The organism is Pseudomonas sp. P9_35 (assembly GCF_034008205.1).
Classification (GTDB): Bacteria; Pseudomonadota; Gammaproteobacteria; order Pseudomonadales; family Pseudomonadaceae; genus Aquipseudomonas; species Aquipseudomonas kilonensis.
The window spans coordinates 3521577-3539937 of record NZ_CP125373.1 but is presented as its reverse complement, the minus strand read 5'-3'; the positions used below and the strand labels follow the sequence as shown (position 1 = coordinate 3539937).

Genomic DNA, 18361 nt, shown 5'->3' with positions numbered 1-18361 from the left:
GCCACCCCGGCGCAATCCCTGTGGTGAGGGAGCTTGCTCCCGCTCGGCTGCGAAGCAGCCGCATCAACTACCGCTTGTAGCCAAAATGCTGGCAACCTGTTGCGGCTGGCAGTTGAGATAGGCCGAACGCTTGAGCCAACCCGGGTCCGGGTACCAGGAAAACATGAATTGACCGCCCTTGAGCTTGTCGATCACCTGGCGCGCCACCTGCGGGCGTACGGCAGGGCAGCCCTGGCTGCGCCCGATACGGCCCTGGCGCACGCTCCACAACGGGTTCACGTAGTCGGCGGCATGGATCACGATTGCCCGATCACGGGCCTGGTCATTGAAACCCGGCTCCAGGCCGTCCATGCGCAGCGAATAGCCGTGGGTGCCCTGGTAGCTTTCCTGGGTACGAAACAGACCCAGGCTGGATTGGTAGCTGCCCAGGCGATTGGAGAATTGTGTCGCGAAGTTTTCCCCGGATTTTTGCCCGTGGGCCACCAGGTCACGCAATACGAGTTTCTGCTGACGCAGGTCGAAGATCCACAGGCGACGGGCCGTGGAGGGTTGCGAGTAGTCGATGACCGCCAGGTGGCGGGCCTGGCTGGCACCATTGGCGACCGCGCATTGCATGGCGCTCAAGGCACTTTTGAGCGCCAGGGGATTGAGTTCCGGCGCTGCGTGGGCGAGGCTGTTGTAAAGCGTTTGCGAATTCGTCTTCTTTTCGGCCAGTGCCGGGCTGCAAATGACGCCCAGGCCCAGCATGACCAGACAGAATCGGCGCAAAAAGCCCTGTACAGGCGAAGCGTTTCCAGCGTGGTGTTCGTTCGCGGCATCCCGTCCGATTTCGTTTGTTTGCATGATGGCGGGTCGTACCTGTCGCAAAATTCACCGTCAACGAGACGGCCATGGAGTGGAGTAAAGCAGTTGTTCAAAAAGTCCGCATGTTACCTGAGCCTTTTATTGCTCACTGCGCCATTGGTCGCGACAGCCGAAGACAGCGATCCGGCGCTCGTGCAGACCACCCTGGCGCAATTGGCGGTCGCGTGTCCAAAAGTAGCGACGAGTGTCGACTTTCCGACGTTGCTCGACTTGCAGGCGTTCTATCAGCAAAACGCAGGCCAGCAAGCCTGGACGGACGACGAACGACGGATGGCGTTGCAGGTCCAGTTGCAACAACTGGCCGACGACGGCCTGGATCCAACCCGCTATAGCCTGCCGGCCCAGGGGGCAGACCAGGGCGCTCATTGTGTCGACATCGCCATCAGCCAGCGCTACCTGCAAGCCTTGCATGACCTGCGTTTCGGCTATTTGCCCCAAGACCGGCTGGAACCGGTATGGAAGGCCAACCCGCCGCCACAGGACCACCCGGCCGTGGTGCTGGCCATCGCCGGGCTGGGCCTGCAGAACGTCGCCAGTGCCTTTGAACAGGCCCGGCCGAACCTGGACCTTTATCGCAACCTGCGCGGCCTTTATGCCCGCCTGCGGCAACAACCTTTATCCAACTGGCAACCCGTGCCCGGCGGGCCGTTGCTGCAACCGGACAAGCAGGACGCCCGCGTCCCCGCCCTGGCCCAGCGACTGTTCAACGAGGGTTACCTGAGTACACCACCGCTGGTGACCGACGAGCACTACAGTCCCATGCTGGTGGAGGCGATGAAGAGCTTCCAGCTCCAGCATTCGCTGCAGGCCGATGGGGTGGTGGGGCCGTGGACCGTGACCGAGCTGAACATCAGCCCGGCCATGCGCCGCGAGCAGTTGCGCATCAACCTGGAACGCATGCGCTGGCTGGCCCAGGACGTGGAGGCCGATAGTGTCCTGGTCAACGTGGCGGCGGCCCAACTGACGGTTTACCAAGGTGGCGCGCCGGTCTGGCAAACCCGCACCCAGGTGGGCCGTGCGCAACGGCAGACACCGTTGCTCAAGTCCCATGTCACCCGACTGACGCTCAACCCGACCTGGACCATCCCCCCAACCATCATGCGCGAAGACAAACTGCCCGAGATCCGCCGTGATCCGGAGTTTCTCAACCGCTACAACCTGCGGATTCTCGACAGTGAAGGCCAGCCGTTGCTGGCGGAGGATATCGACTGGGAACATCCGGGCAACCTCATGCTGCGCCAGGATCCAGGTCCGAAGAACCCGTTGGGCAAAATGGCGATCCGCTTTCCCAATCCGTTCTCGGTGTATCTGCATGACACCCCGAGCCAGGCGCTGTTCAGCAAAGGCCCGCGAGCCTTCAGTTCAGGTTGTGTGCGGATCGAGCAAGTGATGAGCTTGCGCGACCTGCTGGTCAGCCCGGCCGAACGCGCGCGTACCGATACGCTGCTGGCTACCGAGACGACCCATGAATTCCGGTTGGCCCGGCCCGTGCCGATCCTGCTGGGGTACTGGACAGCACAAGCGGACAGCCAGGGCCAGCCGGTGTACATCCCGGATATCTATGCTCGTGATGCGACACTGTCTGCTGCCCAGGGTCGAGCACTCTGAGGTCACGCGCAGGCGGTGGCGGCGTGTGTGGTCTCGTCGAGCGTCGTGAACAGCCGCTGGCCGATAACGCTGGCGGCCTGCAAATGCTGGTGCGGATCGACGGTTTCCGATTCGAGCAAACGTTGGGAGCTCACCACGCGGGCGCCGCAGTAATCGAAAATGCCATGGTCGATCTGCGTGGTCATCGCCTCACCATAGCCGTGGCGTTGGAAGCTGTCGGCATCGGCGCCGCCAACTGCCACCAGATGCACCCGCAAGTGCTGCAGTTGTTGGACAAACGGCTTGTCGAGGCTGAAATCGAATGCCCAGCCGTTGGAAAACACCCGGTCGATCCAACCCTTGAGCAGCGCCGGCATGGACCACCAGTAAATCGGATAGACCAGCACCAACGTATCGGCACGATCGATCCTGGCTTGTTCGGCCAGCACATCCGCGGGCGGCAAGGCTTCGCGGTGGTGAACGGCATGGTCGGCGAAGCTGAAGCGCGGATCGAAGCCTTCGGCGGCCAGGTCGGCGATCTCGAACGTATCGGCGGGGTTGGCGCGGGTGATGCCCTCGGCGATTTTTCCGGCCAGGCTGTGGGTGAGGGAACGAGGGTCGTGGTGAGCCACAACGATCAGTGCATGCATGGCGAAACTCCTTCTGGTCACGCAGTCTGGAAGACAGGTATGCTGGGTTAAGTTACGGCTAGTAAGTTACGGTTGGTAAAGTTAGCATGTCAAGCACTGACGAAAATCCGCAGTCTTCACCTCGTCGTCGTTTATCCCGGCATGACCGGCAGCGACAATTACTGGATGTCGCCTGGCGACTGGTGCGGGAGGAGGGCAGCGACGCCCTGACATTGGCCCGGCTGGCGGATCAGGCGGGGGTGACCAAGCCCATCGTCTACGACCACTTCATCACCCGGTCCGGGTTGCTGGCGGCGCTGTACCAGGATTTCGACGCCCGCCAGACCGCGTTGATGGACGCAGCCCTGGACGCCAGCGAAGCCACCCTGCAAAGCCGCGCGACGGTGATTGCTTCGTCCTACGTCGAATGCGTGCTGTTGCAGGGCCGAGAGATCCCTGGGGTGATCGCGGCGTTGACCAGCTCGCCGGAACTGGAACGTATCAAGCGCGAATACGAGGGGATTTTCCTCGACAAGTGCCGTGCCGTGCTGGAACCGTTCGCCGGCACGAAGGGCATCACTCAAGCCGGTTTGCGAGCGATGCTGGGAGCGGCGGAGGCCTTGTCCAATGCCGCCGCCAGCGGGGAAATCAGCGCTGGCGAGGCGAAGGAAGAACTGCTGGTCAGTATCGTTGCGATGGTGGATAGGACCGCCAATATCCCCTCAAACTGAACCACCGCTATCGCGAGCAAGCTCACCACTTACCCCTGTGGGAGCGAGCTCGCTCGCGATGGCGGCGGCACATCCGGCATCTTTACCCACTGACCGACTGATATCGAGAGCAAGCCTCTCCTGAGGGCGGGCTGCACTTTTATGAAGCCGCAGGCGGGGTGATCGCACCATCGCAAGGCAGTTGGCGGTGCTTGCGAAACGGCGGCGGGCGCCGGTTGGCTTGCGGTGACTGAGCTGGCCTCTTCGCGGGCAAGCCCCCTCCCACAGGGGATTGTGGGTGAACGGGAGGGCGTGAATAAGCGGGGACGCAGGTTTGGCACGCTCGCTGCAAGAGGCTATCCAGGCCCACCGCGAACACAGTCGAGTGGGCAGCCCCGTCGGTCAACGAAGATCGAGTGCCAGCAGGCCGGGGGACAACGGTAGGTCAGGGCGCAGTCGCCGGGCCGATACCGCACAGAACAGGCAAAGACGCCTGGAACCGCAAGGTTTCAGGCGTCTTTTTTTTGCTTTCAAAATCGTGATGGGCTTTTGTCGGGTGCTTTTTATGAATTCCAACGTTGCTTCTCTGAACAAGCTGCAAACGCTGATCGTGATCGGCAATGGCATGGTCGGCCATCACTGCGTCGAGCAACTGATCGAGCGCGGTGCCCTCAATCATTACCGTGTGCATGTGTTCAGCGAAGAGCCGATGCGTGCCTACGACCGTGTGCACCTGTCCGAGTACTTCTCGGGCCGCGATGCCGAGTCCCTGGCCCTTGGCGAAGCGTCGCTGTACCAGACCCCCGGCGTGACGTTGCACCTGGGTGTGCCGGTGCTGGAAATCGACCGTGACGCGCATCAGGTCGTGACCGCCCATGATCGCCTTCACTACGACAAACTGGTGCTCGCCACCGGTTCCTACCCGTTCGTGCCACCGATTGAAGGTGCCGAAGGCGATTCGTGCCTGGTCTATCGTACCCTGGAAGACTTGGACGCGATCCGCGCCGCCGCCAGCAATGCCCGTCGTGGTGTGGTGGTCGGCGGGGGCCTGCTGGGACTGGAAGCGGCCAATGCCCTCAAGACCCTGGGCCTGGAGGCCCACGTGGTGGAATTCGCCCCCCGGCTGATGCCGGTGCAATTGGATATCCAGGGCGGCTTGGCCCTCAAGGCCCGTATCGAGAAGCTGGGCGTCGGCGTGCACCTGTCCAAGGGCACCCAGTCCATCGGCGCCGGTGAGCAGTACCGTTATCGGATGAACTTCGGTGACAACGATTTCCTGGAAACCGACCTCATCGTGTTTTCCGCCGGCATCCGTGCCCAGGATGCCTTGGCTCGCCAAAGCGACCTGCAGATCGGCCCGCGCGGTGGCGTGGTGATCGACGACCATTGCCAGAGCAGCGACCCAGACATCTACGCCATCGGCGAATGCGCGGCCTGGAACGGCAGCATTTTCGGCCTGGTCGCCCCGGGCTACCAAATGGCCCGCAATGTCGCGGCCCGGCTGTGCGGCGAAAGCGCTGAGGCCTTCACTGGCGCGGACATGTCGACCAAGCTCAAGTTGCTCGGTGTGGACGTTGGCTCCATCGGCGACGCCCATGGCAACACCCCGGGGTCGCGCAGCTTCCAATTCATCGACGAAACCAGCGCCAGCTACCGGCGACTGGTGGTGGACGCCGCCGGCAAGCGCGTGATCGGCGCGGTGCTGGTGGGCGACAACAGCTACTACGACACCTTGTTGCAATACATGCAGAACGGTATCGCCTTGCCCAAGGACGCTGCCAGCCTGATCTTGCCCTCATCCGCAGGCGCCCCGACCCTGGGCCCGGCGGCGTTGCCCGAAACCGCCACCCTCTGCTCGTGCCATAACGTCACCAAGGGCTCGATCTGCTCGGCCATCGACGGTGGCTGCACTGATCTGGGCCAGCTCAAATGCGACACCAAGGCCGGTACCGGGTGTGGTGGTTGCGCGGCCCTGGTCAAGCAAGTGTTCGAGCATGAGTTGACTGCCCGCGGCGTCAGCGTCGACAAGAGCCTGTGCGAACATTTCGCCTACACCCGCCAGGAGTTGTATGCGCTGGTGCGGGTGGAAGGCATCATCAGCTTCGACGAACTGCTGGCCAAGCACGGTCGTGGCCACACCGGTTGTGACCTGTGCAAGCCGGCGGTGGGCTCGATCCTGGCGTCGTGCTGGAACCAGCCGATCATGGACCCGTCCCTGGTGCCGTTGCAGGACACCAACGACACCTTCATGGCGAACATGCAGAAAAACGGCACCTACTCGGTGGTACCGCGTATCGCCGGTGGGGAAATCACCGCCGACAAGCTGATCGCCATCGGCGTGGTCGCCAAGAAATACGACCTCTACACCAAGATCACTGGCGGCCAGCGCATCGACCTGTTCGGCGCCCAGTTGCACCAGTTGCCGGACATCTGGGCCGAGCTGATCGAAGCCGGTTTCGAAACCGGGCATGCCTACGGCAAATCCACGCGCACGGTGAAATCCTGCGTGGGCAGCACCTGGTGCCGCTACGGCGTGCAGGACAGCGTGCAGATGGCCCTGACCATCGAGGATCGCTACAAAGGCCTGCGCTCGCCGCACAAGCTCAAGTTCGCGGTGTCCGGTTGCACACGCGAGTGCGCCGAGGCCCAGAGCAAGGACGTCGGCGTGATCGCCACCGAGAAGGGCTGGAACCTCTACGTGGCCGGCAACGGCGGCATGCGTCCGCGTCACGCCGAGCTGTTCGCCACGGACCTGGATGACGCCACGCTGATCCGCTACATCGACCGCTTCCTGATGTTCTACATCCGCACCGCCGACAAACTGCAACGGACCTCGGTCTGGCGCGAAAGCCTGGAAGGCGGCCTGGACTACCTCAAGGACGTGATCATCAACGACAGCCTGGGCCTGGGCGCCGAGCTCGAAGCGCAGATGCAACTGGTGGTCGACCGCTACGAATGCGAATGGGCCAATGCCCTCAAGGATCCGGACAAACTCAAGCGTTTCCGCACCTTCGTCAACGACGGGCGCGGCGATCCGGATGTTCACTTCGTCAGGGAACGCGGCCAGCGTCGGCCGGTTCACGCCCACGAACTCCACCTGATTCCCGTTACCGAGGAGGTGCTCTGATGAGCCAGTCAAACGTCGTTCGTATTCCTGTCCGCGATGTTGCCCAAGAACCGCTGCAATGGCGTGCCCTGTGCAGCCGCGAGGACCTGGTGCCCAACTCTGGCGTGGTCGCCTGGCACGACGGTAGCCAAGTGGCGTTGCTGTACCTGCCCGAGCATCAGGACAAACCGCTGTACGCCATCGACAACCGCGACCCCAAGTCCGGTGCAAACGTCATCGGCCGTGGCTTGCTGGGCAGCATCAAGGGTGACCTGGTGATTGCCTCGCCGATGTACAAGCAGCATTTCCGCCTGGAAGACGGCCATTGCCTGGAATACCCGGAGCAAAGCCTGCGGGTGTGGCCGGTGCGGCTCAATGGCGACGTGGTGGAGATTGGCGAAGACTGATCTGCGCAATCGCTGCGTTCGTGGTGCTTTTGTGGTGCTTTTGTGGCGAGGGAGCTTGCTCCCGCTGGGCTGCGGAGCGGCCCCAAGCCTTTGCGGTCGCTGCGCAACCGAGCGGGAGCAAGCTCCCTCGCCACAACAGCGGGTCAGATTTTATTGAAATGTGGGGATGAACAATGAAGACCGCCGCCCAACTGGTAAGACTCAAGAGTGTGCAGAACCAGCAGGTCCACAGCATCGCACCGGAGCAGACGGTGCTCGAAGCGCTGCAGATCATGGCCGAGAAAAATGTCGGTGCGCTGCCGGTGATCGAGGACGGCCAGGTGGTGGGTGTGTTCAGCGAGCGGGACTACGCGCGCAAGATGGTGCTCAAGGGGCGTTCATCGGTGGGGACGACGGTACGCACCATCATGAGCGCGCCGGTGGTCACCGCCGACTGCCAGCAGAGCATCGACCGCTGCATGGAAGTCATGACCGACAGCCACTTGCGGCACCTGCCAGTGCTGGATAACGGGCAGTTGATCGGCCTGCTGTCCATTGGTGACCTGGTGAAAGAAGCGATTGTCGAGCAGGCGGATTTGATCCGGCAGTTGGAACACTACATTCGCGGGCACTAAACCCCGCCGATTCCTTTCACTACTGGATCAAATGAACTACACCGGGTCGACGGCGGGACGGTGCTGGCGCAACAGTTCGATCTGCTGGGCCGGGATCAACTCGCGCAACGCCTTATAGAGCGCACGGGTTTCCAGCAGGTTCCAGATGCGCAGCATGGTTTCCAGCGCGTCCAGGGGTTTGCTGATGAAATCCCGGGCGCCGAGGGCCAGGGCCCGCAGGCGCGTGTCACGGGTCGCGTCGGCGGTCAGCACCAGGATCGGCAGGTAGTCATTGGCCGGGATGCGTCGGTTGAGCTGCTCGAGCACGGCAAAGCCGTCGAACGCCGGCATGTGCAGGTCGAGGATGACCAGGTCCGGCTCGAAGCTGTTGAACAGATCGAGCGTGCGCAACGGTTCGGTGCTGCTCAGCACGTTGTGCAACCCTTCGCGGGCCAGCAGTTGTTCCATCAGGTCCAGGTTGGGGCGCTGATCGTCGACGATCAGAATGCGCAAGTCGCGATTCATGCGGGCTCCGGTAGATAGTGCTCGAGGTGGCCCAGGAAGGCCTGGATATGAATAGGTTTGGTCAGGATCGCCGTGGCGCCGGCGTCATGCAGGGCGCGGTGGGTCAGGTCGCTGGCATCGGCGGTGATCATCAGCACGGGCGTGGCGGCGGTGGCCGGGGACTGGCGCAGGCGCCGCAAGACTTCCAGGCCTTCGAGGTCCGGCAGGCTGACGTCCAGCAGGATCAGTTGCGGGGTGTGCTGGCGAGCGAGGTCCAGGCCCATCTGGCCTTGCATGCTCGACAATAACTGGATGCCAGGGCGGCGTTGCATCAGGGTTTCGATCAGCGCCAGGCTCGACAGGTTGTCTTCGATGCACAGGACTTTGCCGTGATAGTCCACAGGCGAACGTGTCACCGCCAGGGCGGCGATAGGCGGCAAGTGCGCGCCAACCACCTGGGTGCCGGGCAGTTGCAGGGTGAAACAGCAGCCGTGTCCGGGCTCGCTGTGGACCTGCAGGTTGCCCTGCATCATTTCCAGCAGGCTCTTGCTCAAGGACAACCCCAGGCCAGTGCCTTCGACCTGGGGATCGGCGCCCAGGCGTTCGAAGGGCTTGAACAGTTGGTCCAGCTGTTCCGGGGCAATGCCATGGCCGGTGTCGTTGACGGCGATGCTCACCTGATGGGCCTGGATGCTGACCTCGATGCGCACCTCACCGCCGGGCCGGTTGTACTTGATGGCGTTGGACAGCAGGTTTAGCAGCACTTGCACCAGGCGCTGGCGGTCTGCGAGCACGCCGCTGTCGTCGGGCAGCGCTGGCAGCTCGGCCAAGTGGATTCCGGCGTCGGCGGCCATTGGTGAAACCAAGGTCAGGGCTTCGTGCAGCACCGTCGACAGGGCGATCGGTTCGATGTTCAGCGGCAGGCGCCCGGCCTCGATCCGGGCAATGTCCAGCACCTCGTTGATCAATGCCAGCAAGTGCTGGCCTGCCCGCAGGATGTGGCTGACCTGGGGGCGTTGGCCAGCCGTGGAGTCCATGTCCAGCAATTGAGCGAAACCGAGGATGGCGTTCAGTGGCGTGCGCAGCTCGTGGCTCATGCGCGAGAGAAACTCGCTCTTGGCCCGGCTGGCGCTTTCGGCTTCTTCGCGGGCGGTGCGCAGGGCGATCTCGGCGGCGCGCCGATCAGTGATATCGCGGGTAATCTTGGAAAAGCCGCGCAGGGCGCCGGTGCCATCGTATTGGGCGGTGATGACCACGCTGGCCCAGAAGCGGCTGCCGTCCTTGCGGCAACGCCAGCCTTCTTCCATGTAATGACCGTCGCGGGTGGCTTCGCGCAAGGCCATGTCCGGGTGCGCCGGGCATTCCTCGGCCAGGTAGAACAGGGAAAAATGCCGGCCGAGGATTTCCTGCTCGGTGTAGCCCTTGATCCGCTCCGCGCCGGCGTTCCAGGTGGTGACGTAGCCTTGGGCATCCAGCGCGAAGATCCCGTAGTCCTTCACACCATCGATGATCAGCCGCAAGCGCTCCTCGTTGTCGCGCAGGGCCCGCTCGCGTTCGGCGAGCAACTGCCCAGCCTCCACCAGGCGCGTGCCGAGCTGGCCGATTTCGTCCTGCTCCGGCGGTTGCGGCAACAAGGGTTGGCCCAACGCCAGGCGCTGGGCGTTGCCTTGTACCTGCTGGACCCGGGCGACAATGCCCTTGGACAGGAACAACACCGCGACAATCGCCCCCAGCAGCCCGCACACCGCCGCCAGCAAGGTGGCGAACAACAGGCGCATGCGCGTGGCCGAGGCAGCGGCGCTGCGGTCGGCGAGCAGGGCGTCCTCGCGTATGCGCATGGCGCTGATCTGCTCGCGCAGCACGTCCAGCACCTGTTTGTTTTCGATCAGGATCGCGGTGATGGCTTCGGGGTCGTCGCGCTTGCCGTTGCGCAAAGCGAGCAAACCCTCGAGTTTGTCGGCGATCAGCGGGGTGATGGTCTTGAGGTGTTCGCGCATCCTGGCGTCGCGAATGTTGTGATCCAGGCGCTGCAACGCGGCCTGGATCAGCGGCGTGGCCTGCTCGTAGCTGGGCAGGAAATCTTCGCGGCGGGTCAGCAGGTAACCGCGCACGCTGGCCGCCGCCTCGGCCAACAGGGTATGGACTGTCTGGATATCACCCTGGACCAGCAGCACCCGGCGCACATCTTCTTCGGCCCGGGCGGTCTGGCGTTCGGTGATATAGATCAGCACCAGCGACAGCAGCAGGACCACCAGGGGCAGGGAAATCACCACCAGGGCCTTGCCGCGCAAGGGCAGGTCGGCCCAGCGGCGGGCGGCGAGAAACCTCATGGCCATTGCCCGGAGGGTTGCGCCACCAGGCCCAGGGCAACGCCGCGCACGGCGGCCTGGGTCCGGTCGGCGGCGCCCAGTTTGCCGATGACGCGCTCTACGTGTGCCTTGGCCGTGCCGGGCGCGATGCCCAGCTTTTCACCGATTTCACGGTTGCTGAAACCGCCGGCCACCAGCCCCAGGACCTGGCGTTCCCGGGCGGTCAGGGCCTGGACTTGAGTGGCACCATTAGCACCGCGCTCGGCCATGCGGCGCAGCAGGCGCGCGCTGACCGAACTGTTCAACGCCTCTTCGCCCTGGGCGACCCGTTTGAGGGCGTCGAGCATTTCATCGCGGCTGGCGTCCTTGAGCAGATAGCCGACTGCGCCCGCACCGATGGCGGCTTCGAGGTGGTCGGGGCTGTCATCCATGGTGAAGATCACGACTTTGATTCCGGGCTGGCGCTGCTGCAGGATCCGCGCCGCGCCCAAACCGTTGAGGACGGGCATGCGGATGTCGAGAATCGCGATGTCCGGCTGTAGCCGCTCGCACAGGTCGAGGGCTTCCTGTCCGTCGCGGGCTTGGCCGACGACCTCGAATCCCGGGTTGCCGGCGAGCATGCTGATAAACCCGGTGCGGGTGACTTCGTGGTCATCGGCCAGCAGCAGGCGCAAAGGTGAGTTCATGGGTGTCCTCCGTGGGCCGGTAGCGGCACGCTGGCCAGCAGTCGGGTGCCGCCGCCGGGCTGGCTGCAACAGCTCAAGTGTCCGTCCAGCAAGTGCGCGCGTTCCTGCATGGCAGCCAGCCCCAGATGGCAGCTGCCGTTGGTCTCGATGGGTTGTTCCAGGGCAAAGCCACGGCCATCGTCCTCCACTCGCAGGCAAGCGTGGCCATCGTCCACCGCCAACCCCAGGTGCACATGGCTGGCCTGGGCGTGCTTGAGAATGTTGTTGATGCCTTCCTGGGCAATGCGAAACAGAGCGATCTCCGTGTTGCCCGGCAGGCGCGCGGTGCTGTGTTCGGCCCAGTTCACCGTCAGGCCCGCGTCGCGCAGGCGATCGGCCTCCTTGTCGACGGCTTTGTACAGGCCGAAATCATCCAGCACGTGGGGGCGCAGGCCACCGATCAGTTGCCGGCCTTCGCCGACGCAGCCTTGGGCCAGGTCGAGGATACTTTGCAGCTCGTTCGCCAGTGCCGGCGGTAGCGACGGGCAGCGACCGGCGAAGCCCTGCAAGCGCTGATGCAAACCAGCGAGATTCTGCGCCAGGCCGTCGTGCAGGTCGTAGGCCACGCGCTTGCGTTCGTCTTCCTGGGCGCTGAACAAGCGGTGGACCAACTCGGACATGGTCCGTTCGCGGGCCTGGAGTGCTTCGAGCAGACGGCTGTTTTCCAGGTGCGCCGCCAACAGCGTCGCGAGCAATTGCAGCGATTCGATGTCTTCGTTGTCCGGCGCGCCGAGGGCCACGCTGTTACCCAGCAACAACGCCCCGAACGCTACGCCGTCGGAGGCACGCAACGGCACCCGCAAGACCTGGGGCAGGGCGCTGCCGGGCGACTCCAGCCATTGTGGGCCGGGCGTTTGTGGCTGGGCCAGGTTGGCGAGCAGCTCGAGTCGCTCCGCGCTGCCGTGGCTGGCGAGGGTGCGCAACGGGTGATCCGGCGCCCACTCCAGCAGCAGGCCATGGTCCATGGCCATGAACGCGCACGCCCGTTGCAACGCACGCTGGCGCATGGCCGACAGGGGCAACTGCGTCAGTTCATGGCCGGTGCCCAGCAGCAGGCCCAGGCGCGCGGCACGGCTTTGCGACTGGCGATATTGGCTGCGGATCGCCAGGGCACTGCCGGGGTCATGGGGTGGACTTTGCATGGGGAACTCCAGCGTGGAAGAGGACCGGTCCGGTTCGCGGTGGCGTCATTAGAACGTGTCACCGACGCCGGGCCTATCTGCCGAACGGCATAGGCGATTGGCACCGGTTGGCCGATGGCGAAGGCAGGGAAGGCCGGCAAAGTGGGCCCATTGAAACCCAAAGGACCACTTTGATGAAAATGAAAACCTGCGCCATTGCTGCTTTATTCCTGCTGGCCGCGCCGCTTGTCCAGGCGCTTGAGGCTACGCCTTACGTGTATCGCACGGTGGCCGAGCAGCCCAAGAATGTGAATGACCGCGAGATCGCGGCGCTGTTTGACCGCTGGAACGCCGCGCTGCAAACCGGTAGCGCCACTGCCGTGACCGGCCTCTACGCCCCGGATGCGATTTTGCAACCGACTGTTTCCAACAAGGTGCGCAACACGCCGGCGCAGATCCAGGATTACTTCGAGCATTTCCTGGCCGGCAAACCGGTCGGGCAAATCAACTACCGGGAGATCCGCCACCTGGGCCCCGATGCGGCGATGGACAGTGGTGTCTATACCTTCACGCTGACCCAGGCCGACGGTTCCAAGCGCGAGGTCCAGGCGCGCTACACCTTCCTCTATGAGCGCCTCGATGGCCAGTGGAAGATCATCAACCATCACTCTTCGGCCATGCCTGAAGTGCCGAAGACCTTGCACGCCAGCCACTGATCGCACTGCTCGCAAAAACCTGCCTGTGGGAGCGAGCTTGCTCGCGATGGCGGAGTATCAGTCAGCATCCATGTTTCTGACACACCGCCATCGCGAGCAAGCTCGCTCCCACAGGGTGGGGTGTTTCCGACCCGTTTCTAGACATACTTTGCATAAACAACTTGGATTCCTGCGCGAACATTAATTAGAATCAGTCTCATTTAAGACTTTGCGCAGGCTTCTGGACATGTGTGATGCAGTTACGTCGACGGAGCATTCCCTCCATGCGTTATACCGTGACCACGGTAGCTGGCTGGAAGGCTGGCTGCGGCGGCGCATGGGCAATGCCTGGGATGCGGCGGACCTGCGCCAGGATACCTTCCTGCGGGTGCTTTCCAGTTCCCAGACATTGGCTGACCTGCAAGAGCCCCGGGCTTATCTGCTGACCGTTGGCAAACGCCTGCTGAGCAATTTCTACTCCCGGCGCAATCTGGAACAGGCGTATCTCGACGCCCTGGCGAGCCTGCCCGAAGCCTGCGTACCGTCGCCAGAGCAACGCTGGCTGCTGCTGGAAACCCTGCAAGCCTGGGACGAACTGCTCGATGGCCTGCCGCCCCTGGTGCGGCGGGCTTTTCTCTGGAGCCAACTTGAAGGCCTGGGTTATCGCGAGATCGCCGAGCGCCTGCAAGTCTCCGAACGCACCGTGAAGCGCTACATGGCCCAGGCCTATGAGCATTGCCTGTTGGTGGACTTCTGATGCGCTCGGCCCCTTCACCCGAAGCCCGCGAAGCGGCGCGGGCGGCGGCTCGCTGGTTGACCCTGATGGAGTTCGACGGGGATGCGTTCGACTCGGCGGCCCTGCAACGCTGGCGCGACAGCAGCGCTCATCATGAGGCGGCCTGGCAGAAGGCCCAGCGATTGCGCCAGCGTTTTGCCGGGGTGCCCGCGTCCCTGGGCATGGCGACCCTGGACCGCCCAGTGCTGGCTCGGCGCGAGGTGCTCAAGCGCGCATTGGGCGTCGCCGCATTGGTCCCGACCGCCTGGTTGCTGGGGCGAGAGCTGCCGTTGGAGGCCTGGCGCGCTGATTTGCACACCGCCACGGGCGAGCAACGGCGCTGGTCGCTGGTCGATGGCAGTGCGCTGCAACTGAACACCGACAGCGCCGTCGACCTGGACCTCAAGGCGCATCGCCTGGTGCTGGTGCGCGGCGAAATGGCCCTCAAGCTCGCCGGGCGCACGCCGCTGTCCGTTCAATCACCCTACGGGCTCATCACGGTCGGTCGTGGCGAAATATGTGTGTATCTGGGCGAACGCGATTGCCGGGTGTCGGTGGTCAGCGGCTCGGCACAACTGCAACCCTTGCGCGGGCCATTGCTGAGCTTGGAAGCGGGCCAGCAGGTCAACATCCAGGATTCAGGCGCGGGGCCAGTGAAGGCGTTCGACGTGGCACAGCTGGGTTGGCGTGACGGCGTATTGGTTGCGCAGGACCAGCCACTGGGGCATTTCCTGCGGGAACTGAGCCGCTATCGCCCCGGGGTGTTGCGTTGGGACGAACCCCTGGAATCCCTGCGAATCACCGGCAGCTTCCGCCTGGACAACACCGACCGAATCCTCACGCTGCTTGCAGCCAGCCTACCGCTGGACGTGCACATGCGCACTCGCTACTGGGTCACGTTGACACTTCGCAAAAATATGGCCTGAGGCCAATTGAAGTCGATCTCCCGCTGGGTCTGTAGGAGCTGCCGAGCGAAGCGAGGCAGCGATCTTTCCCCGGGCACTTGAATCTCAAGCGAAAGATCAAAAGATCGCAGCCTTCGGCAGCTCCTACAGTGCACCCCAGCGGGAGCAAGCTCCCTCGCCACAGATGGGGGTGGCTTGCAAGTTTCGCCAGGAATCGAGCCTGAGGCCTGTCCCCTTTTTTTGTCTCGATTGTCATTCAAGGCAACTGAACAAAAATGAGAGCGCTTTCCAATGTCCGCAGTTGCACCTTTGCGTTTGCGCCCGGCCTTTGCCGGCTGGCGTCCGCTGTTGAACCTGAGCCTTATGCTGAGTTTGAGCGCCAGCCCGTTCTTTATCTCATCGAGCCTGGCCGAAGAAGCCGACCGGCGCAGCTACCAGGTGCCGGCCGGCAGCCTCGGCGCGGCGTTGACCCGGTTTGCCGGGCTGGCGGGCGTCAACCTGTCGGTGGATCCGGCCCTGGTGAGTGGTCGCAACAGCGCCGGGCTTTCGGGTGAGTTTGGCGTAGAGGAGGGGTTTGCCCGGCTGTTGTCGGGCTCGGGCCTGCAATTGCAAGCGGTGGGTGAGCAGGCCTACATCCTGATGCCGGCGCCAGAAGGCGGCAGCCTGCAACTGGCACCCACCTCGATTGTCGGCGCCACGGCGTCGACGGACAGCCCGGCGTATGCCGGTGGACAGGTGGCGCGGCGTGGTTCGCAAGGCTTGCTGGGCTCGCGGGACTTCATGGAAACGCCGTTCAGCATGACCACCTACACCAGCGCTGCCGTCAAGAACCAGCAGGCGCGCACCTTGGGCGACCTGATCGCCAGCGACCCCTCGGTCCGTGCCACCAACCCGGCGGGCGGACGCTTTGAGCAGTTCACCATTCGCGGTTTCAGCCTGTTCAACAGTGATGTTGCGTACAACGGTCTCTACGGCATCCTGCCGACCTACACCATCGACATGGAGATGGCCGAACGCGTCGATATCCTCAAGGGCCCGAGCCAGCTCATCAGCGGTATCTCGCCGCGGGGCAGTGTGGGGGGCGGGATCAATGTGGTGCCCAAGCGTGCCACCGACAAGCCCATCACCTCGTTCACCGGCAGCTATGCCTCCAACAACCAGCTTGGCGGTGCCGTGGATGTCGGTCGGCGTTTTGGTGAGGATGACAAGTTCGGGATTCGCTTCAATGGCGTGAAGCAGGCGGGCGATACCGAATGGGATCACCAGAGCGTGGACCGCGAGATGGCGGTGCTGGGCCTGGATTTTCGCGGTGAGCGCCTGCGACTGTCGACGGACATCGGCCGCACCGAGCGTAATACCGACGCGCCCCAGGAACGCGTGCAGGTGGGCGCCAATGCACAGGTTCCTCACGCCAGTGATGTGCGTGACAACTACGCCCAGTCCTGGAGCAAGGCACGCACCAAGGACACCTTCGGCGCCGTGAACGCTGAATTCGACGTCAACGATTCCGTCATGCTGTATGGCGGTGTGGGGGCGCGCAAAAGCGAGCACGACTTCCTTCGGCACAACGTTTCGGTGACCAACGACGCGGGTGACTTCACCGTCCAGCCCCGTGACTTTACCCGTGACGAAAATGTCCGGACGGCCACGGCCGGGGTGCGCAACTGGTTCCATACCGGCCCGGTGAGCCATGAGGTCAACCTGGCTGCCAGCTATTTCTACATGGACTTCGAAAATGGCGGCGCCCGTTACGCCAACGGCAGCAGCAACCTGTATGACCCGGTACAGACCCCGACGCCGAGCAACCCGACGCGACAGGACGACAAGGTCTACACCGAGAACCGCTTCAGTGGCGTGGCGTTGTCCGACACCCTGGGGCTGTTCGACGATCGCTTGCTGCTGACCCTCGGTGCCCGCTGGCAGCGGGTGAAGGTTGACGACTGGACGAATAACGTCAAGGGCGACACTGCCTACGATGAGGAAAAGGTTTCGCCGTCGGGCGGCATCCTGTTCAAGGCGACCGACAGGCTGTCGCTGTATGCCAACTACATGGAAGGCCTGAGCCAGGGCAAGATCGCTCCGTCGACATCGGTGAATGAGGACGAGATTTTCCCGCCATTCATCAGCCGCCAGGTCGAGGTGGGCGCCAAGTATGATGCCGGTCCGTTCGCCGTCACCGCCGCGCTGTTCCGGATCAAGCAGCCGGCCTATGCGACCGACGCGACGACGCGTGTCTTCGGCCCGAACGGCAAGCGAGAAAACACCGGCGTGGAGTTGAGTGTATTTGGTGAGCCGCTGAAGGGAACCCGCTTACTGGGTGGTGTGATGTACATCGACAGCGAACTGACCCATACCACCAACGGCACCTTCGATGGCAACCGCGCACCGGCCACGCCGAAGTACAACGTCAACCTCGGCGCCGAATGGGACGTGCCGACGGTACAGGGCCTGACCCTGACCAGCCGTGGCATCTACTCCAGCTCGCAGTACCTGGACCAGTCCAACACCAAGCAAATCGATTCCTGGGAACGTTTCGACGTGGGCGCCCGCTACGCGTTCAAGGTCGACGAAAAGCACATCACCCTGCGGGCCAACATCGAAAACGTGGCAGACAAGCGCTACTGGAGTTCGGCCGGGGCGTCGGATGACAGTGAGGCAGGATTGACGCTGTCGACCCCGCGCACCTACCTGCTTTCCGCAACGGTGGATTTCTAGGCCGAGGTGCCGCTCCAGGGAAGGAGCCGCCTGGGTTCAGATGTCGCGAAACAGATCGTGGGCATCCAGCAGCCGCCAGGCAATCTCCGGGCGTTTTTCCAGCCCACGGCGGATGGCGGCGGGAATCGACTGGCGAATCTTGCGGCACAGGCCGGGCTGGTCCTGGAATTCGATGGCGATGCCGCGCATGGTCCGCACTTCGTTGTAGCCAGGCTCGACGCTCAGGCGGATCCCCAGGTTTTCGTACAGGCGTTGCTGCAGGCGCTGGAGTTCGTCGAGGTCCTGGATGTTCTCCAGACGCTCAAGCAGGCGTTTTTCTTCCTGGCGATTCAGGCAAAGGATGCGCAGGTCGCTACCAGGCGCTTGCAGCAAGGCATCACGGCCACAATCGCAGACGCCGGGCGGGCAGGGGGGACGGATCGGAATCGACGCGGTCATGGGCTCCACAAAGTCTGATGCACAACGTATCGCCGGCCCAGGCAATGTGATGCCTGGCGACATGTGGGTCAAGCCTGTTGGAGGGGCCGCTGGTCTGGCGCTACTGCGTGCCCACCGCTGTACTGTGGGAGCAAGCTTGCTCGCGATAGCGGTGGGTCAGCTTGGACCCTTGCTGGATTTGCCGCCGTCATCGCGAGCAAGCTCGCTCCCACAATGGGATTGGAGTACGACCGGAAGAACCAGGTCGGCTACTAGGCCGCCTCGGCGTGGACGTTGAT

General features: G+C 63.5%; 16 protein-coding genes. 9 read left to right on the top strand and 7 right to left on the bottom strand.

Going from position 1 to position 18361, the window contains the following annotated elements:
* Nucleotides 1-63 precede the first annotated feature (63 nt).
* On the bottom strand, nucleotides 64-747 hold the full coding sequence (locus QMK47_RS15425; RefSeq protein WP_214510451.1) for a murein L,D-transpeptidase catalytic domain family protein: 684 nt from the start codon (nucleotides 745-747) through the stop codon (nucleotides 64-66).
* A 162-nt stretch (nucleotides 748-909) separates the two neighbouring features.
* Here QMK47_RS15425 and QMK47_RS15420 point away from each other — a divergent pair, with 162 nt between their 5' ends.
* Nucleotides 910-2472: a L,D-transpeptidase family protein gene (locus QMK47_RS15420; RefSeq protein ID WP_258688073.1), complete on the top strand. Its 1563-nt coding sequence runs from the start codon at nucleotides 910-912 to the stop codon at nucleotides 2470-2472.
* Nucleotides 2473-2474: 2 nt separating this feature from the next.
* Here QMK47_RS15420 and QMK47_RS15415 read toward each other — a convergent pair whose 3' ends face one another.
* Nucleotides 2475-3101: an NAD(P)H-dependent oxidoreductase gene (locus tag QMK47_RS15415; protein ID WP_053179926.1), complete on the bottom strand. Its 627-nt coding sequence runs from the start codon at nucleotides 3099-3101 to the stop codon at nucleotides 2475-2477.
* Nucleotides 3102-3187: 86 nt separating this feature from the next.
* On the opposite strand from QMK47_RS15415, the gene QMK47_RS15410 reads away from it, so the two are divergent.
* The 4 genes from QMK47_RS15410 (at nucleotide 3188) to QMK47_RS15395 (ending at nucleotide 7917) form a co-directional block, all read left to right on the top strand.
* Nucleotides 3188-3811: a TetR/AcrR family transcriptional regulator gene (locus QMK47_RS15410; protein WP_253475006.1), complete on the top strand. Its 624-nt coding sequence runs from the start codon at nucleotides 3188-3190 to the stop codon at nucleotides 3809-3811.
* A 544-nt stretch (nucleotides 3812-4355) separates the two neighbouring features.
* On the top strand, nucleotides 4356-6917 hold the full coding sequence (gene nirB, locus QMK47_RS15405) for a nitrite reductase large subunit NirB (protein WP_320388652.1): 2562 nt from the start codon (nucleotides 4356-4358) through the stop codon (nucleotides 6915-6917).
* Nucleotides 6917-7303, top strand: a complete 387-nt coding sequence (gene nirD, locus QMK47_RS15400; protein WP_003202074.1) for a nitrite reductase small subunit NirD — start codon at nucleotides 6917-6919, stop codon at nucleotides 7301-7303. The genes nirB and nirD overlap by 1 nt, the downstream gene beginning before the upstream one ends.
* A 173-nt stretch (nucleotides 7304-7476) precedes the next feature.
* Entirely contained in the window at nucleotides 7477-7917 is a 441-nt protein-coding gene (locus tag QMK47_RS15395; protein ID WP_320388650.1) for a CBS domain-containing protein, read from the top strand.
* Between the two features lie 36 nt (nucleotides 7918-7953).
* Here QMK47_RS15395 and QMK47_RS15390 read toward each other — a convergent pair whose 3' ends face one another.
* Genes QMK47_RS15390 through QMK47_RS15375 form a run of 4 tightly spaced genes read right to left on the bottom strand, consistent with a single transcriptional unit; the run spans nucleotide 7954 to nucleotide 12576 of the window.
* Nucleotides 7954-8421 carry a response regulator gene (locus QMK47_RS15390; RefSeq protein WP_214510353.1) on the bottom strand — a complete coding sequence of 156 codons (468 nt, stop codon included), beginning with the start codon at nucleotides 8419-8421 and terminating at the stop codon, nucleotides 7954-7956.
* The gene (locus tag QMK47_RS15385; protein ID WP_258688059.1) at nucleotides 8418-10730 is read right to left on the bottom strand and encodes an ATP-binding protein; all 2313 of its coding nucleotides are present in this window, start codon (nucleotides 10728-10730) and stop codon (nucleotides 8418-8420) included. The genes QMK47_RS15390 and QMK47_RS15385 overlap by 4 nt, the downstream gene beginning before the upstream one ends.
* Nucleotides 10727-11395: a response regulator gene (locus tag QMK47_RS15380; RefSeq protein WP_214510355.1), complete on the bottom strand. Its 669-nt coding sequence runs from the start codon at nucleotides 11393-11395 to the stop codon at nucleotides 10727-10729. Before QMK47_RS15380 ends, QMK47_RS15385 begins: the two co-directional genes overlap by 4 nt.
* Entirely contained in the window at nucleotides 11392-12576 is a 1185-nt protein-coding gene (locus QMK47_RS15375) for a sensor histidine kinase (protein ID WP_253474994.1), read from the bottom strand. Before QMK47_RS15375 ends, QMK47_RS15380 begins: the two co-directional genes overlap by 4 nt.
* Before the next feature lie 173 nt (nucleotides 12577-12749).
* On the opposite strand from QMK47_RS15375, the gene QMK47_RS15370 reads away from it, so the two are divergent.
* From QMK47_RS15370 to QMK47_RS15355, 4 genes are all read left to right on the top strand, one after another.
* Nucleotides 12750-13271: an SgcJ/EcaC family oxidoreductase gene (locus tag QMK47_RS15370; RefSeq protein ID WP_013693409.1), complete on the top strand. Its 522-nt coding sequence runs from the start codon at nucleotides 12750-12752 to the stop codon at nucleotides 13269-13271.
* Nucleotides 13272-13497: 226 nt separating this feature from the next.
* On the top strand, nucleotides 13498-14007 hold the full coding sequence (locus QMK47_RS15365; protein ID WP_320388649.1) for a sigma-70 family RNA polymerase sigma factor: 510 nt from the start codon (nucleotides 13498-13500) through the stop codon (nucleotides 14005-14007).
* Complete coding sequence (locus QMK47_RS15360) at nucleotides 14007-14951, top strand: FecR domain-containing protein (protein ID WP_320388648.1); 945 nt, start codon at nucleotides 14007-14009, stop codon at nucleotides 14949-14951. The genes QMK47_RS15365 and QMK47_RS15360 overlap by 1 nt, the downstream gene beginning before the upstream one ends.
* A gap of 270 nt (nucleotides 14952-15221) precedes the next feature.
* Nucleotides 15222-17645, top strand: a complete 2424-nt coding sequence (locus tag QMK47_RS15355) for a TonB-dependent receptor (protein WP_320388646.1) — start codon at nucleotides 15222-15224, stop codon at nucleotides 17643-17645.
* A gap of 36 nt (nucleotides 17646-17681) precedes the next feature.
* Here the strand turns inward: QMK47_RS15355 and QMK47_RS15350 are convergent, their stop codons facing one another.
* On the bottom strand, nucleotides 17682-18083 hold the full coding sequence (locus QMK47_RS15350) for a hypothetical protein (protein ID WP_018610475.1): 402 nt from the start codon (nucleotides 18081-18083) through the stop codon (nucleotides 17682-17684).
* Nucleotides 18084-18361: the final 278 nt, after the last annotated feature.